The organism is Caulobacter sp. ALps2, assembly GCF_058681635.1.
In genome coordinates this window covers 464,952-479,905 of the sequence record NZ_CM178743.1, presented here as the reverse complement: position 1 = coordinate 479,905, position 14,954 = coordinate 464,952, and the positions used below count along the sequence as shown (strand labels likewise).

18 protein-coding genes are annotated in these 14,954 nt (G+C 68.3%); 12 read left to right on the top strand and 6 right to left on the bottom strand.

Going from position 1 to position 14,954, the window contains the following annotated elements:
* The first annotated feature begins 103 nt into the window (after nt 1-103).
* Nucleotides 104-847, top strand: a complete 744-nt coding sequence (locus ACW173_RS02125) for an SDR family oxidoreductase (protein ID WP_492083243.1) — start codon at nt 104-106, stop codon at nt 845-847.
* Between the two features lie 14 nt (nt 848-861).
* The gene (locus ACW173_RS02120) at nt 862-1,761 is read left to right on the top strand and encodes an SDR family oxidoreductase (RefSeq protein ID WP_492083242.1); all 900 of its coding nucleotides are present in this window, start codon (nt 862-864) and stop codon (nt 1,759-1,761) included.
* Nucleotides 1,762-1,876: 115 nt separating this feature from the next.
* Here the strand turns inward: ACW173_RS02120 and ACW173_RS02115 are convergent, their stop codons facing one another.
* Nucleotides 1,877-2,254 carry a VOC family protein gene (locus ACW173_RS02115; RefSeq protein ID WP_492083241.1) on the bottom strand — a complete coding sequence of 126 codons (378 nt, stop codon included), beginning with the start codon at nt 2,252-2,254 and terminating at the stop codon, nt 1,877-1,879.
* A 138-nt stretch (nt 2,255-2,392) separates the two neighbouring features.
* Between ACW173_RS02115 and ACW173_RS02110 the strand changes: the two genes are divergently transcribed.
* The 3 genes from ACW173_RS02110 to ACW173_RS02100 all read left to right on the top strand — a co-directional run bounded on the left by ACW173_RS02110 (nt 2,393) and on the right by ACW173_RS02100 (nt 5,433).
* Nucleotides 2,393-2,722, top strand: coding sequence for a PadR family transcriptional regulator (locus tag ACW173_RS02110; protein WP_492083240.1), 330 nt, complete (start codon nt 2,393-2,395; stop codon nt 2,720-2,722).
* Nucleotides 2,723-2,757: 35 nt separating this feature from the next.
* Nucleotides 2,758-3,774, top strand: coding sequence for an HAAS signaling domain-containing protein (locus ACW173_RS02105; RefSeq protein WP_492083239.1), 1,017 nt, complete (start codon nt 2,758-2,760; stop codon nt 3,772-3,774).
* 441 nt (nt 3,775-4,215) lie between these two features.
* Entirely contained in the window at nt 4,216-5,433 is a 1,218-nt protein-coding gene (locus ACW173_RS02100; protein ID WP_492083238.1) for a cell wall hydrolase, read from the top strand.
* On the opposite strand, the gene ACW173_RS02095 is transcribed toward ACW173_RS02100, so the two are convergent.
* A complete protein-coding gene (locus ACW173_RS02095) occupies nt 5,393-6,223 on the bottom strand; it encodes an SDR family oxidoreductase (protein ID WP_492083237.1) in 831 nt (276 codons plus the stop codon). The two genes, ACW173_RS02100 and ACW173_RS02095, sit on opposite strands and share 41 nt — an antisense overlap.
* 90 nt (nt 6,224-6,313) lie before the next feature.
* Nucleotides 6,314-6,493: a YegP family protein gene (locus ACW173_RS02090; RefSeq protein WP_492083236.1), complete on the bottom strand. Its 180-nt coding sequence runs from the start codon at nt 6,491-6,493 to the stop codon at nt 6,314-6,316.
* Between the two features lie 130 nt (nt 6,494-6,623).
* On the opposite strand from ACW173_RS02090, the gene ACW173_RS02085 reads away from it, so the two are divergent.
* From ACW173_RS02085 to ACW173_RS02075, 3 genes are read left to right on the top strand one after another with little or no spacing between them, the layout of a single operon-like run.
* Nucleotides 6,624-7,181: a DUF1003 domain-containing protein gene (locus ACW173_RS02085; protein WP_492083235.1), complete on the top strand. Its 558-nt coding sequence runs from the start codon at nt 6,624-6,626 to the stop codon at nt 7,179-7,181.
* A complete protein-coding gene (locus ACW173_RS02080) occupies nt 7,178-8,083 on the top strand; it encodes a carbon-nitrogen hydrolase family protein (RefSeq protein WP_492083233.1) in 906 nt (301 codons plus the stop codon). Before ACW173_RS02085 ends, ACW173_RS02080 begins: the two co-directional genes overlap by 4 nt.
* Nucleotides 8,084-8,139: 56 nt before the next feature.
* Nucleotides 8,140-8,319, top strand: coding sequence for a hypothetical protein (locus ACW173_RS02075; RefSeq protein WP_492083232.1), 180 nt, complete (start codon nt 8,140-8,142; stop codon nt 8,317-8,319).
* Between the two features lie 57 nt (nt 8,320-8,376).
* On the opposite strand, the gene ACW173_RS02070 is transcribed toward ACW173_RS02075, so the two are convergent.
* Together ACW173_RS02070 and ACW173_RS02065 are read right to left on the bottom strand one after the other, a co-directional pair.
* Nucleotides 8,377-8,634, bottom strand: a complete 258-nt coding sequence (locus ACW173_RS02070; RefSeq protein ID WP_492083231.1) for a hypothetical protein — start codon at nt 8,632-8,634, stop codon at nt 8,377-8,379.
* A gap of 89 nt (nt 8,635-8,723) precedes the next feature.
* The gene (locus tag ACW173_RS02065; RefSeq protein WP_492083230.1) at nt 8,724-9,665 is read right to left on the bottom strand and encodes a GlxA family transcriptional regulator; all 942 of its coding nucleotides are present in this window, start codon (nt 9,663-9,665) and stop codon (nt 8,724-8,726) included.
* Nucleotides 9,666-9,761: 96 nt separating this feature from the next.
* Here ACW173_RS02065 and ACW173_RS02060 point away from each other — a divergent pair, with 96 nt between their 5' ends.
* On the top strand, nt 9,762-10,442 hold the full coding sequence (locus ACW173_RS02060) for a DJ-1/PfpI family protein (protein ID WP_492083229.1): 681 nt from the start codon (nt 9,762-9,764) through the stop codon (nt 10,440-10,442).
* A gap of 121 nt (nt 10,443-10,563) precedes the next feature.
* On the opposite strand, the gene ygiD is transcribed toward ACW173_RS02060, so the two are convergent.
* Nucleotides 10,564-11,334, bottom strand: a complete 771-nt coding sequence (gene ygiD, locus ACW173_RS02055; RefSeq protein WP_492083228.1) for a 4,5-DOPA-extradiol-dioxygenase — start codon at nt 11,332-11,334, stop codon at nt 10,564-10,566.
* Between the two features lie 103 nt (nt 11,335-11,437).
* On the opposite strand from ygiD, the gene ACW173_RS02050 reads away from it, so the two are divergent.
* The 3 genes from ACW173_RS02050 (at nt 11,438) to ACW173_RS02040 (ending at nt 14,940) form a co-directional block, all read left to right on the top strand.
* Nucleotides 11,438-12,601: an acyltransferase family protein gene (locus ACW173_RS02050; protein ID WP_492083227.1), complete on the top strand. Its 1,164-nt coding sequence runs from the start codon at nt 11,438-11,440 to the stop codon at nt 12,599-12,601.
* Nucleotides 12,602-12,603: 2 nt separating this feature from the next.
* Entirely contained in the window at nt 12,604-13,377 is a 774-nt protein-coding gene (locus ACW173_RS02045) for a tyrosine-protein phosphatase (RefSeq protein WP_492083226.1), read from the top strand.
* A gap of 120 nt (nt 13,378-13,497) precedes the next feature.
* On the top strand, nt 13,498-14,940 hold the full coding sequence (locus ACW173_RS02040) for an MFS transporter (protein ID WP_492083225.1): 1,443 nt from the start codon (nt 13,498-13,500) through the stop codon (nt 14,938-14,940).
* Nucleotides 14,941-14,954 lie beyond the last annotated feature (14 nt).

Here is a 14,954-nt window from a genome sequence, read left to right as displayed (position 1 = left end):
CGCGCGCTCCATTGTTCGTAAATGCGAACAGTCATGTCGCATCTGGCTGAATTATTCAATCGGAGCGAAGGCGCATGATCTCTCCATCGAAGGAGACCAACCCATGACCCAAGAGATCCAAGACAAGGTGGCGCTGGTGACCGGCGCCTCGGGCGGCATCGGCGCGGAGACGGCCAGGCGCCTGGCCCGCGACGGCTTCACCGTCATCGTCAACTACGCCGGCGACACCGCCTCCGCCGAGGCGGTGGTCCGCGAGATCGAGGCGGCCGGCGGCAAGGCGATCACCGCCCAGGCCGACGTCAGCGACCCGGCCGCCGCGCGCCGGCTGTTCGACCACGCCGAAGCGGCGTTCGGCGGCGTCGACGTGCTGGTCAACAACGCCGGGATCATGAAGCTGGCCAGCCTGGCCGACTCCGACGACGCCCTGTTCGACCAGACGATCGCCGTGAACCTGAAAGGCGTGTTCAACACCCTGCGCGAGGCCTCGAGGCGCCTGCGTGACGGCGGGCGGATCATCAATCTCTCGTCCAGCGTCGTGGGCCTGCTGCCGGCGAACTACGGCGTCTATGCCGCCACCAAGGCGGCGGTCGAGACCATGAGCGCCATCCTGACCAAGGAGCTGCGCGGCCGGAACATCACGGTCAACAGCATCGCGCCCGGCCCGACGGCGACCAAGCTGTTCCTGGACGGCAAGCCCGCCGAGGTGGTCGAGCGCCTGGCCAAGGCCGCGCCCCTGGAGCGTCTCGGTCAGCCCGAGGACATCGCCGGCGCGATCGCCTTCCTGGCCGGTCCGGACGGCGCCTGGGTCAACGGCCAGACCCTGCGCGTCAACGGCGGCGTCATCTGAGAAAGGACCCGACCATGAGCAAGCAAATCATCCTCGTCACCGGCGCCTCCTCGGGCTTCGGCGCGCTGACCGCCCGCGAATTGGCCGGCGCCGGCCACACCGTCTACGCCTCGATGCGCGAGACGACGGGCCGCAACGCGCCTCAGGTCGCGGCGGTCGCCGACCACGCCAAGACCCACGGCGTCGACCTGCGCACGGTCGAGCTGGACGTGGCCTCCGAGCCCTCGGTCCAGGCGGCCATCGATCAGATCGTCGCCCAGGACGGCCGCCTCGATGTCATCGTCCACAACGCCGGCCATATGAGCTTTGGCCCGGCCGAGGCCTTCACGCCCGAGCAGTACGGCCAGTTGTTCGACGTCAACGTGTTGTCGACCCAGCGGGTCAACCGCGCCGCCCTGCCGGTGCTGAGGAAGCGGGGCCGGGGCCTGGTGGTCTGGGTGTCGTCCAGCTCGACCCGGGGCGGCACGCCGCCGTTCCTGGCCCCGTACTTCGCGGCCAAGGCGGCGATGGACAGCCTGGCCGTCTCCTATGCCAGCGAACTGACCCGCTGGGGGATCGAGACCTCGATCATCGTGCCGGGGGCCTTCACCAAGGGCACCAACCACTTCGCCCATTCCGGCAAGCCGGCCGATGAGGCGGTGGCTGGTGCGTACATGGATGGACCCTATGCCGGGGTGGCCGACGCGGCGCTGAACGGCCTGGCGGCGCTGGAGCCGGCCGATGCGGACGCCGGCGAGGTGGCGCGGGCCATTGCGCGGGTGGTGGACATGCCGTTCGGCCAGCGGCCGTTCCGGGTGCACATCGATCCGTCGCGAGATGGGGCGGAGATCGTCAACGGCGTCGCCGATCGTGTGCGGGCCGAGATGTTCCGGCGGATCGGGTTGGAGGATCTGCTGGAGGTGAGCGCCCGCTGAATCCGCTCCCCTTTTTGGGGAGCTGTCGCGGAGCGACCGAGGGGGCATCGCCGGCCCAGGCCGAGCTGCCCCCTCCGGCCCTCTGGGCCACCTCCCCCAGCGGGGGAGGAGAGTCTCAGTAATTCCCCAGGCTCAGAATATTCCCGTCCGGGTCCTTGAACCACACGACCCGCATGTCGCCGGCCACGTGCACGTCGCCATCGTGGCCCATGCCCGGCAGGTCGTAGCGTTCGAAGACGACGCCGCGGCCTCTCAGCATCTCCACCGCCGCGTCGAAGGTCTCACCCAGCGCCCATGTCAGCACCGTGGCCTTGTTGTCGCCCGCGAACTGGGACTCGTAGACCAGCACCAGCGACTTTCCGGCCTGGAAGGCCTGGACGTCGGGCTGGTCCGAGGGGAGGGGCCTCAGGCCCAGGATCTCCTCATAGAACGGCCGCGCCGTCTTCAGATCCTTCACCGCCACCGTCGCTTGGGCGTCCTGGTCGCCGAGCATTCGAAAACCTCCGTTTCGTTTCGCCAGGAAAAGCCGCGAGCGCGAACGGCGTTCCGTCTCGGTTGACTCCCGATCATACTGTGTGACATACAGTGTGCGTCACACACCATGTGATGCACACTATGTGGCGCACACTCAATGCCGACCGATACGGACATCTTTGAATCGCTCCGCCAGGAGCTGCGGCGGGGGAGCCTGATCCTCGCCGTCCTCGCCCAGCTGCGGGAGGAGCGCTACGGCTACAGCCTGCGCCAGGCGCTCTCGACCGTGGGCGTCGAGATCGACGAAGGCGCGCTGTACCCGATGCTGCGCCGGCTGGAGACCCAAGGGCTCCTGGCCAGCGAATGGCGCGAGGAAGACAGGCGCAAGAAGCGTTTCTACCAGCTGTCGGAGGAGGGCCGGGCGGTGCTGGCCCGCCTCGCCGACGAATGGCGCGCGATCAACGCCGCCCTCGAGCCGCTGCTGTGAGCGCGGCCTCTCACCATTCCAAGGGGAACAAGACCATGAGCGATCTGATCGATCGTTATCTGGCGGCCGTGGCCGCCCTGCTGCCGAAGGCCTCGCGCCAGGACATCGTCGCCGAGCTGCGCGACCTGATCATGAACCGCGTCGAGGAGAAGGAGGCCGCCCTGGGCCGCCCGCTCGACAAGGACCAGACCGAGGACCTGCTGCGCGAGATCGGCCACCCGATCGCCGTGGCCGGCCGCTACGGCCCGCACAGCGCCCTGATCGGGCCCGAGATCTATCCGTTCTGGCTGTTCGCCGTGAAGGTGCTGCTGGCCATCGCCGCCCTGGCCGCGGTGGTCCCGGCGGCGGTGGTGCTGATCGCCGGCCATGGCGACAACCACCGGATCGGCGGGATCCTCTCGGACTTCATCCCCACCGCGCTCAGCCTGATCGGCGCGGCCACCGTGGTCGCGGCGGCGATCGAGCGCGGCTGGATCAAGGTCGGCGACTTCGCCAAGTGGAAGGTAAGCGAGCTGCCGCATCTGCCGGAGGGCAGTGGTTGGCTCGGCGCGAGCTGGCCTGAGGGCAAGGGATGGATGGGCGGCAAGGGTTGGCTCGCCAAGAGCCGCTTCGAGGGTGTGTTCGAGCTGGCGGCCATCGGCCTGTTCATCGCCTGGTGGACCGGCGCCCTGCCGTTCCCAATGGAGCGGGTCATGCGCACCCCCGATGGTGTCGGCGTCATCCTGAGCCCGGTGCTGCTGGCCCTGTATTGGCCGATCCTGGGCCTGGCTGTCCTGCAAGGCCTCTCGGCGTTGATCCTGGTGATCCAGCCCGGCTGGGTGCGGGCGCGGGCGGCGACCGAGCTCTTGGGCGCGATCGGCGGCCTCGCCCTCGCCGCGGCCCTGTGGCGGGCCCAGCCGCTGGTGACCCTGTCCGCCGACACGCTCGCCGCCGACCTGGTCAATCCGCAGGAGGTGATCGACATGACCGTCAAGATCATCATCGCGGTGGCGGCGGGCATCAATCTGACCAAGCTGTTCGTCGACGGCTGGCGGCTCGTGCGGGGGCGGTGAGGCGGGCAGTCCGGCGCTCGACAGATCGTCCGGCGCCGACCCAATCCTGGCTCCCGGTTAAGCAAGATTGTTAAGGTTTATGTCGTCGTCGAGTAACGATGCGGCGCCGCCGAAGTTACGCACGGAAAGGCTGAGCAAAGGCCTGGCAAGGCGTTTCGATCCACAAAAAAACGTCGATCGCGCTTGTCGAGCTTCTCGCGCGGATTCAAGACGTTAACAATTTGACTGTGCGACTTCTAGGCGCAGAGGCCATGTTGCAGTGCGGCAAGTGCTTGCGAGTCGGTCATGGATACGTCATAAGCCGCTACAAGCAGGATCTTGGCCACAGCGTGTTACGGCCAGTCCACCCGTTTCGAAGGGTTCCCCGCCAGTGGATTTCGGGGGTTTCGAGGCGGATTTTGTCGGGGGGCCGGAGCGCCCTCGCCGCGCAGGACGCTAGTTTTGTATATCAAGTCGCAGACGCGCGCGGACGCGCGCGGGCTGGTCGGCGCCGTATTGGTCGGATCCATCACGGGTCTGGCCCTGGGCGGCGTTTACCTTCTGGGTGGCCTGGCCCAATCGGCCTCCACCCACGCCCGCGTCGCCCGATTGGCGGAAGGCGCTTCGGGGAACTTCTCCGACGCGGCCATGCTGAGCGCTTCTACGCGTATGGACCCCGGCGCGCTCGCCGTGGCCAAGCGTCACGATCCTTACCTGTTCGCCGCCGTCGAGCGCAGCGACCGCCAGTCGCAGATGCTGGCGGCGCGTCTCGACACCGCCGGTTCGAACCTGCTGCCCGGTCAGAACGGCCGCACCGGCCCGCTGATGTTGCGGGCCAGCTTCGGTTCCGGATTCAGCCCCGGACTCGCCACTCCGTTCCAACTGCACAATGCGTTGGAGAGCTCGCGCGAGCTGGAATGCCTGGCGGAGGCCGTCTATTATGAAGCCCGCGGCGAGACCCCCAGCGGTCAGGCGGCCGTGGCCCAGGTGGTCATGAACCGCGTTCGCCACCCGGCCTTCCCGAAGTCGATCTGCGGCGTCGTGTTCCAAGGCGCCTACAATCGCACGGGCTGCCAGTTCAGCTTCGCCTGCGACGGCTCGATGCGCCGCGCCCGCGACACGGGCGCCTGGGCCCGGGCCCGCAAGGTCGCCGCCCGCACCCTGGCTGGCGACAGCTCCAGCGCGGTCGGCTCGGCCACGCACTTCCACACGATCAATGTCTCGCCTGGCTGGGGTCCGCGTCTGCTGCGCGTCGCCCAGGTCGGCATGCACATCTTCTACCGCTTCGGCCGTCACGGCGCGACCTATGCGCCGTCACGGCTGCCGACCGTCGATGACATCGCTCCGTCCGAGATCGCCAGCCTGACGGCTGACGGCAAGCCGACGGCGGTCTACGCCGCCAGCGCGCTTGGCCGTCTCGAGCCAGCGGCGGCGCAGATGGCCATGGCGACGCCCGGTATGGGCGGTCCGGTCGGCGCGGCGGTGACCGAGCCGGCCTCGGCCCCGATCGCCACGGCGCCCAAGGCCCCCTCGGCGTCCAAGGCCCTCCCGGCGTCGGTGACTCCGGCGAAGGCGAACGGGACCAACGGTCTGACCGCGGTCAAGAGCCTCACGTCCGACAAGCCGGTCCTGGAAGGCCTCAAGACGACAGTAGGGGCCGGGAGCGGAGCTGCTTCCTGACGACGTTCGGCATGTGGCTGCTGGCGAAGCGCATCTGCTTCGCCCGCTTGCCCACGAAGTAGTGCAGCGCCTTGCCGTGCGCGGCCTCCCAGACCGCCTGGGCGGCGTCCTCCACCGGATAGACCTCCAGGCCGCCGGCCCGCAGGGCGTCGGCCATGTTCTCGTTCGTGCCTGAGGCTCCGGCGGTCAGGATCGGCGTCTCGACGAACCACGGCATGACGCAGGCGACGCTGACGCCGTGGCGGGCGTATTCGACGTCCAGCGCCTCCGACAGCCCTCGCACCGCGAACTTGGTCGCCGAATAGACCGCCAGCTTGGGCGAGCCGTACAGGCCCGCGCACGAGGCGATGTTGATCAGCCGCCCGCCGACCGCCCGCAGCAGGGGCAGGCCCGCTCGCGCGCCGTTGATCACGCCCTTGATGTTGACGTCGATCTGGATGTCGCAGTCGGCGTCGGACAGGTCCTCCAGCACCCCGAACCGGGCCACGCCGGCGTTGTTGAGGATGATGTCGGCCTTGCCGCCGGTCTCTTTGCCGAATTCGCCCAGCGCATTGGCCCAGGCCTCGCGGTCGCGGACGTCCAGCCCGTGGACCGAGCCGTTGGCCAGGCCGATGGCCTCGCGCGCGGCGTTCAGGCCCGCCTTGTCGATGTCCGACAGGCCCACGAACCAGCCGGCCCCGGCGAACCGTTTCGCGCAGGCCAGGCCGATGCCGCTGGCGGCGCCGGTGATGAAGATGGATTTCCGGCCGTTGGCAGCCATGGCGGTCCCCTCCCGTATCATTGTTATCAATGATCAGAGACCTTCCAGGTCGAGCCGGTCAAGCCGTTGCTGGTAGATGCTCCCCCACATCGCGGGGGAGCATCCACAGGCCGCTTGCGCTTAGTCCGTCTGGTCGTCGGTCTCGGCGTCCGGGCCGTTCTTCTTGATCGACTCGATAGCGTTCTTGGCCGAGGCCTTCGACGAATAACCTTCCGTCCAGAAGATGCTTTCGCCGTTGTAGGTGAAGTAGGCGACGAATTCGCCCGCCTTGTTCTTCTTGATCAGAAACTTATGGGCCATCGGTCTTCTCCTCTGGAAGGAACTGGAAGTCGTCGGCCCCACCCGACACATGAACCGTCGCCTTCTCGACAGGTCGCTGTCAATCTCGGCCCCGTCAAACTCGACCCGTAACGTCCGCCGCGAGTCCTCGATGAACCAGGAACACCTCGACCAGCTGTCCCGCGAACTGCTCAGCCGGCCCTATGGCGAACTGACCGACGTGCAGAAGCGGGTCATCGACCTGATCCTGCACGGTGCGCCCTCCGACCAGCCCGACGAGAACGAGGCGTCCACCTTCTGGACGCGACTGGCCGACCAGGTGGCGGCGGTCGGCGGCTCGTGGGGCTTCATCGGCGGCTTCGGCCTGGCGCTACTTCTGTGGATGGGGCTGAATCTGGCGCTGGCCCCTTTCAAGCACGCCTTCGACCCCTATCCGTTCATCTTCCTGAACCTGCTGCTCTCGACCCTGGCCGCCATCCAGGCGCCGGTGATCATGATGAGCCAGAACCGCCAGGCCAAGAAGGACCGACTGACCGCCGAGCACGACTACGCGGTCAACCTGCGGGCCGAGCTGGAGATCATGCGGGTGATCGACAAGCTGGACGCCCTGCGCAGCGAAGAGCTGATGGTCCTGTGCCGCGAACACGCCGCCCGGCTGTCGGACCTGCAGGCGGAGGTGGGGCGGCTGCGGGCGGGGCGGCCCGCGTGAAGGTCGCGACCGCCCAGTTCGGGGTCTCATCCGACATCGCCGAGAACCTGGCGGCGGCGCGGCGGCTGATGCGCCAGGCCAGGGCGGACGGCGCGGACATCGTCCATTTCTGCGAAGCAGCGCTGTCGGGCTATGCGGGCGTCGACTTCGAGACTTTCGCCGGTTTCGACTGGGACGCTTGTCAGGCTGCCACGCGGGCGGTAGCGGCGCTGGCGGGAGAGCTTGGCCTCTGGACCGTGATCGGCTCCGCCCATCGCCTCTCGCAAGGTCACAAGCCGCACAACAGCGTCTATGTCATCGACGCGTCGGGCGCCCTGGTCGACCGCTACGACAAGCGGTTCTGTGCTGGCGACGCGGCGGGCAGGACCGGAGACTTGGTCCACTACACGCCCGGCGACCACTTCGTGGTGTTCGAAATCAGGGGCGTGCGGTGCGGGGTGCTAGTCTGCCACGACTACCGCTACCCGGAACTCTATCGCGCCTATCACCGGCTGGGCGTGCGGTTGATGTTCCACGGCTTCCACGCCGGCGGACTGTCGGCCGAACGGTTCGCGGACATGGAGGCCGGGGTCGGGGCGCACCTTCTGACCGGCGGGACCACGCTCCCGGCCATAACCATGCCGGCCGGCATGATCGCCAGCGCCTCGAACAACAACATGTGGATCAGCTGCCCAAACTCGTCGGCGCCGAGGAGCTGCTGGCCGTCGTTCTTCGTGCGGCCCGACGGAGTGATCATCGGGGCGCTGGAGTCGGAGACGGAAGGCCTGCTGTTCTCCGAGGTCGACCTGTGCGCCGAGATCTACGACAGCACGATCGCCTGGCGCGACCGGGCCATCGACGGGATGCTGCACTCGGGGGAGGTGGTCGACGACCCTCGGTCGGGGGATCGGACGGTGTTGTGATCGGAACGAGCGCGGGCGGGGCGGGTTACGCCGGGACCCTCAGCAGGAGCGTTCCGATGCCCGCTATCAACTCGACCCAGCCCGACGCCCGCGATCCGGACGAAAAGACCGCCGACGCGATCACCAAGGCCAACACCGATCTGAACGACCAAGGCGACATCGCCGCCGACGACGCCGGCGGCACGGCCGCGGCGCATCGGGTCGAGGAGGCGCTGGAGAAGGGCTCGCCGGACTGATCCCCACGGCGTCTTCGCCTTCCCAGGCGCGAGGCCCAGGAAGGCGAAGGGCGCGAACTACCGCCAGGTCCAGTAACAGACGCGCTCGCGGTGACCGTGGCGCCATTCGCGGTGGCAGACCTTCACCTTGTGGCCGCGGTGATGGCGGCCGCGATCGTAACGCACGCGGTCGTAACGCCCACGGTCATAGCGGTCATGGCGATCGTATCGACCATCGCGACCGTACCGGTCGTGGGCGTCGGCGACGGTGGGCGCGCTGACGACCAGGGCCGAGGCCGCGATGACCGCGACGCTCAGCAGTTTCATGACGGACATGATGTCCTCCAAGGATCGATGTCCCTCGATCGAGGCCACGATCCTTGCCGCGTGTTGCGAAACTATGTCCGAAATGTACGCCCTAGCTGTCACCCCGCCTTCGCCGCGCGCCGCAGCGCCTGGGGGGGCTGGCCATAGGCGCGGATGAAGGCGCGGCGCATGCGCTCGCTGTCGCCGAAGCCGGTTTCCAGGGCCACGTCCTCGACCTGAAGCGGGCCGCTGTCGAGCAGGGCGCGAGCGGCCTCGACCCGCAGGCGCTCGACGGCCTTGGCCGGGGTGACGCCAGTCTCGTGGGCGAACAGGCGGGCGAAGTTGCGCGGGCTCATGGCGGCGCGGTCGGCCAGCTGTTCGACGCTGAGCGTCTCGGCCAGGTTCTGCCGGGCCCAGGACAGCAGGGCGTCGAAGCGGCCCGGGCGCAGGTCGATCAGGGCCGAGTGCTGCGACTGGCCGCCGGGGCGGTGGTGATAGACCACCAGCTGCTGGGCCGTGCGGCGGGCGATGGCCTCGCCCTCGTCGGCGCCGATCAGGGCCAGGGCCAGGTCGATGCCGGCGGTGATCCCGGCCGAACTCCAGATCGCGCCGTCCTGGATGAAGATCCGGTCGGGCTCCAGGCGGATGTTTGGATAACGGCGCTGGAAGTCCTGGGTCCGGCTCCAGTGGGTGGTGGCGCGCTTGCCGTCCAAGAGGCCCGCCTCGGCCAGGACGTAGGTCCCCGAGCACACGCTGGCCACGCGCCGCGACAGCCGACCCGCTTCGCGCACGAAGGCCAGGGTGGCGTCGCAGGTGGCCGGAACCTTCACCCCGTCACCGCCGGAGATCAGCAGGGTGTCCAGGCGCGGGCAGTCGGCGAGGGCGGTGGTCTGGATCACCACGCCCGAGGAACTGGGCGTCAGCCCGCCGTTCAGCGACAGGAAATGCAGAGCGTACGCCCCCGGCGACAGCCGCCCGGCGATCTCGAAGGCCGCGATGGGGCCGGTGGCGTCCAGCAACTGGAAGCCTGGATAGACGAGGAAGCCGATCGCGCGGGCCATGCCAAAGACCTGTGGCTGAAACCGTGGGAACTATGTCATTTCAGACGGACGCTAACCGAACCATGTTCTCTCCGCAATCATGACGGAGACCATCGTATGAGCCAGCCTCTACAAATCGTGATCGCGCTTTTTCCCGGCGTGACCCACCTGGACTTCACCGGCCCGCACCAGATCCTGTGCCGCCTGCCCGGCGCCAAGGTGACGGCGGCCAGCCTCGCCGGCGGCGAGATCGAGGCCGACGGCCTGGTCTTCGCGCGCCTGCCCAAGCTGTCGGACATCGAGGCGTGCGATGTGCTGCTGGTCCCGGGCGGTTTCGGGACCACCGAGGCCATGGGCGACATGGACTTCATCGCCGAGATCCGGCGGCTGGCGGATGGGGCCAGGTATGTGACCTCGGTCTGCACCGGCTCGCTGGTGCTGGCGGCGGCGGGGCTGCTGAAGGGCAAGCGGGCGGCCTGCCACTGGGCGTGGCGCGATCAGCTGGCGTTGTTCGGCGCGATCCCGGATCCGTCGCGGGTGGCGCGGGACGGGCGCTATATCACCGGCGGCGGGGTGACGGCGGGCATCGACTTCGCCTTGACCATGGTGGCGGAGCTGGCCGGCGACGACATGGCCCAGAGCATCCAGCTGGCGGTGGAGTACGCGCCGGACCCGCCGTTCAACGCCGGGCGACCGGAGACGGCGCCGGAGGCGGTGCTGCGGCGGGTGAGCGGGATTTACGGAAAGGGGATGGAGGAGCGCGAGGCGGCGGCGAAGAAGGCGGCTGAGGCGCTGTAGCCAAAGAAAGCCCTCCCCCTTGATGGGGGAGGGTTAGGTGGGGGTGACTACGGCGTGGGCAGTTGAACCGCCGCATCACCCCCATCCCCGACCCTTCCCCCATCAAGGGGGAAGGGAGAGATCAGCCGACCTTGACGCCCGTCATCGAAATCGCCGCGAACACCTCGTCGGTGAAGAAGCCGACGGGTTCGCCCTTGTCCTGCGCCCCTAGCACATAAAGCAGCGGCAGATAGTGCTCGGCGCTGTTGATCGACGCCTCGGCGTCCGGACCCAAACTCCGCCAGTCGATCAGCGGATCATGATCCCCGGCCAAGATCAGCGCCTTGGCCGCCTCATTGAACCGATCCGCCCATTCCGGGGCCTCGGGCCGGCGGAAGTCGGCCGCTCGCAGGTTATGGACGATGTCGCCGCTGCCTACGATCAGCACGCCTTCGTCGCGCAGGACGCCGAGCCGGCGCCCGGCCTCGTAGTGCCAGCGGTCCGAGCGGCCGCGATCCAGGCTCAGCTGCACCACCGGCACGTCGGCGCGCGGATACATCGGCTTCAGCACGCCCCAGGCGCCATGGTCGAGACCCCGCGTCGGATGCTGCACGACCGGATCGGGCGACAAGAGCTCGACCACCCGCGCCGCCAGAACTGGATCACCCGACGCGCGGTACTGGACGTCGAACAGCGCCTGCGGGAAGCCGCCGAAGTCGTGGATGGTCTCGGGCGCGATCGAGGCGCTCACCGCCGAGGCGCCGCGTGTCTCCCAGTGGGCGCTGATCATCAGCACGGCCTTGGGGCGCGGCAGTTCGACGCCCAGCCGCGCCCAGTCGCGGTTCCAGGCATTGTCCTCGATGGCGTTCATCGGCGAGCCGTGGCCGACGAACAGGACGGGCATGCGAGACATGGCGTGACCTATCAGAAACAGTAGAAGTTGCAGATAGTGGCCGTGACGCCATACCGCAAGACGATGCGCCAGCGACGGCTTTTCGGGGGGCGGCGCCTTTGCTATGGCCACCCTCGTGACCGTCCCGCTTTCCCAGAATCCTTCGGGTGAGACGCCCGATGCGGAGCCTGTCGGCTTCAGGCCCGGCAAGGACGCCGTGCGCGGCGGGCCGCTGGACTTCCTGCGTTTCCTCGCCTCGCTGCTGATCGTCGTCTACCACTATGGCGCCGAGAGCCCGATGCGGATCGAGCGCTTCGGCCAGGTGTTCTCGCGCGGGTTCCTGGCCACCGACTTCTTCCTGATGCTGTCGGGTTATGTGCTGGGCCGGGCTTATGGCGGCTCGGTGCTGAGCGGCAAGGTCAGCCCGCCGCGCTTCTGGGCGCGCCGCGCCGCGCGCGTCTGGCCGGGGCACCTGGTGGTGCTGGCCATGCTGGCCGTGCTGGTCCTCCTGCTCAACACCATCGGCACCGACGCCCACAAGCCCTCCCGCTTCGCCTGGGATCAACTGCCGACCCAGGCCCTGCTGATCCACGCCTGGGGCTTCCCCAGCGATGGCTGGAACCTGCCCAGCTGGTCGCTGTCGGCGCTGATCGTCTGCTACGCGCTGTTCCCGTTCTTCTGGAAGACGGTCAGCAAGGTGCGTCACGCCTGGCTGCTGCCGGCCGGCGCCGCCGTGATCCTGGGCGTGTTCGAAATCATCGCCCGCAAGGTCTTCCACCACCCGCTGCCCGACCTGCCCTTCCAGTACGGCGTGGTGCGGGCTCTGCCGCTCTTTATCCTCGGCGTCTGCCTGGCGCGCGCGGTCGACATGCGCTGGCCCTCGGAGCCGATGGCCAGGGCCCTGCTATGGGGCGGCGTCGCCCTGCTGGTGGTCACCCAGCCGCTTGACCGCTACGCCCTGCCCGACCAGTGGCTGTTCGACGCCCCGTCGCTGCTGGCTATCGCCATGATCGTGCTGGGCGCCGGCCGTCTGCCGGTCAAGCGTCCCCGCGCGTGGATCGAGGAGGGCGCCAAGCTCTCGTTCGCCCTGTTCATCACCCACATCTTCGTCGGGGTGATCTACTGGAGCGCCGTCCACGAGTTGATCGACACCGTGCCGATCGGCATCGGCTGGCAGTGGCTGATGTGGCTGGCCGGCTTCCCGGTCGCCTACGGCGCGGCATGGCTGTTCCACACCTATATCGACCAGCCGATCCAGGATCGGCTGCAGCCGCTACTCAGGAAATAGACATGACTCGGCACATCTCCCTCCAAGGCGTCGAGAACTTCCGTGATTTCGGCGACTACGCCGCGGGGGCGGGACGGCTGAAGAAGGGAGTGCTGTTCCGGGCCGCCCACCAGGCCGAGGCCACCGATGAAGACCTCCAGGCCCTGGCCGCCCTGGGCATCGTCACCCTGGTCGACCTGCGCCGGCCCAACGAGCGCGAGCGTTCGCCCTCGCGCCGCTGGACGGGCTTCGCGGCGCAAGTGATCGATAATGACCTGGGCGTGACGGGGACGGATCCCTGGCTGGAGTTCATCACCAGCACCGATCTCACCGAGGCCTCGGTCCACGACTACATGGACGAGTATTATCGCCGCCTGCCGTTCAAGGAACGGCACATCGACCTCTTCCGCCGCTTCTTCTTGGCGCTGGCCGAAGCGAAAGGCCCGGCGCTGATCCACTGCGCGGCGGGCAAGGACCGCACCGGCGTGCTGGCGGCCCTGACCCACCACATCGCCGGCGTGGGCGACGACGACGTCATCGACGACTACCTGCTGACCAACGACCCGACCCGCTTCGACCGGCGCGGCGCGATGTTCATGGACCACATTCAGCAGATGACCGGCCGCCGTCCGGATGAGGCCGCCATGCGCGCGGCCATGGGCGTCGAGGCGCGCTATCTCGCGGCGGCCTTCGAGGTCATCAAGGCGGAGCACGGGTCGCTGGACGGTTATCTAGAGCAGGTGGTGGGGCTGGACGCGGCCACGCGGGAGGCCGTTCGCGTTCATATTCTCGCCTAGAATTCTCCCTCTCCCGCGAGGGGAAAAGGAACCCAAATCCGTAAGGTGACAAACGCCCGTTTAAGGTCCAGCCTCTCGTGACGGCCCCGGCAGAGGGCCGAGCATCATCAGGGTTGTGGCATGAGCGAGTTGGCGGGCGCGGCTCCGGGCATGAGCGATGTCGCGGGCGACGATGTTCTAATACCCGCCCCCAAACAGAAGCTCTCCCGCGGCGCGCTCAGCTGGATCCTGCATCAGGGCACGCGCGACCCCTATGTCATCCTGATCACCATCTACGTCTTCGCGCCCTATTTCTCGCGCGTGCTGATCGGCGATCCGGTGAGAGGCCAGGCGGCCGTCGCCGACATCTCCACCGTCTATGGCCTGCTGACCGCCGTGTTCGCGCCGATCCTGGGCGCGTCGATCGAGCGGTTCGGGCCACGCAAGCCGTTCATGGCCGCGATCCTGGTGATCATGGTCCCGATCCTGTTCGCGCTGTGGTTCGCCAGCCCTGGCGGGCTCTCGGTAGGCCTGGTCGGCCTGGCCCTGATCGTCCTGGGCGTGGCCTATAACTGCGGCGACGTGCTGCAGAACTCGCTGCTGTCGCGCTCGGCCGAAAAGGGCCAGGAGCCGGTGCTTTCGGGCCTGGGTTACGCGGCCGCCAACGCGCTGTCGGTGTCCCTGCTGATCTTCGTGATGTGGGCCTTCGTGCTGCCCGGCGTCGTGCCGTGGTCGTTCGTGCCGGCCTCGCCGCTGCTGGGCCTCAGCCAGACCGCGCACGAGCCCAGCCGCATCGTCGGACCGCTGGCTGGCGCGGTCATGCTGCTGGGCGCCATCCCGTTCTTCCTGTGGACCCGCGACGCGCCGCGCACCGGCGTGTCGCTGATCGCCTCGCTGAAGGAAGGCGTGCGGCTGATCCTCGACACCTTCGCCAACCTCAAGGGCCATGCCGATGTCGCCAAGTTCCTGGGCGCGCGCATGCTCTATTGCGACGGCATGACGGCCTTGCTGATCTTCGGCGGCCTGTTCGCGGCCGGGTTGATGCAGTGGGGCGAGCTGGAGATGCTGGCCTACGGCGTTTCGCTGTCGATCTTCGGCGTGCTGGGCGGCCTGATCGCGCCGTGGTTCGACAAGACACTGGGCCCCCGGCGGGCGATCCAGGTCGAGGTCGGCATGTGTATCCTGGTGCTGCTGGGCACGCTGGGCATGGGCCGCGAGAAGATCCTGTTCTTCTGGACCTGGGAGGCGTCGACCCATCCGGTCGTCTGGAACGGCCCGCTGTTTCGCACCCTGCCGGAGCTGATCTATCTGGGCATGGGCCTGCTGATCGCCGTGTTCGTCACGGCCCAGTACGCCTCGAGTCGGACGCTGCTGGTGCGCCTGGCCCCGCCGGACCGCATGGCCGCCTTCTTCGGCCTGTTCTCGCTGTCGGGCACGGCGACCATGTGGCTGGGCTCGCTGCTGGTGGCCCTGGCCACCAAGACGTTCGCCAGCCAGGTCGCGGGCTTCATCCCGATCGCGGGCCTGCTGGCGCTGGGGCTGGTCGGGCTGTTCACGGTGAAGGGCGGGGGACGGGAGGCCTAGTCATCGGCTGTGGA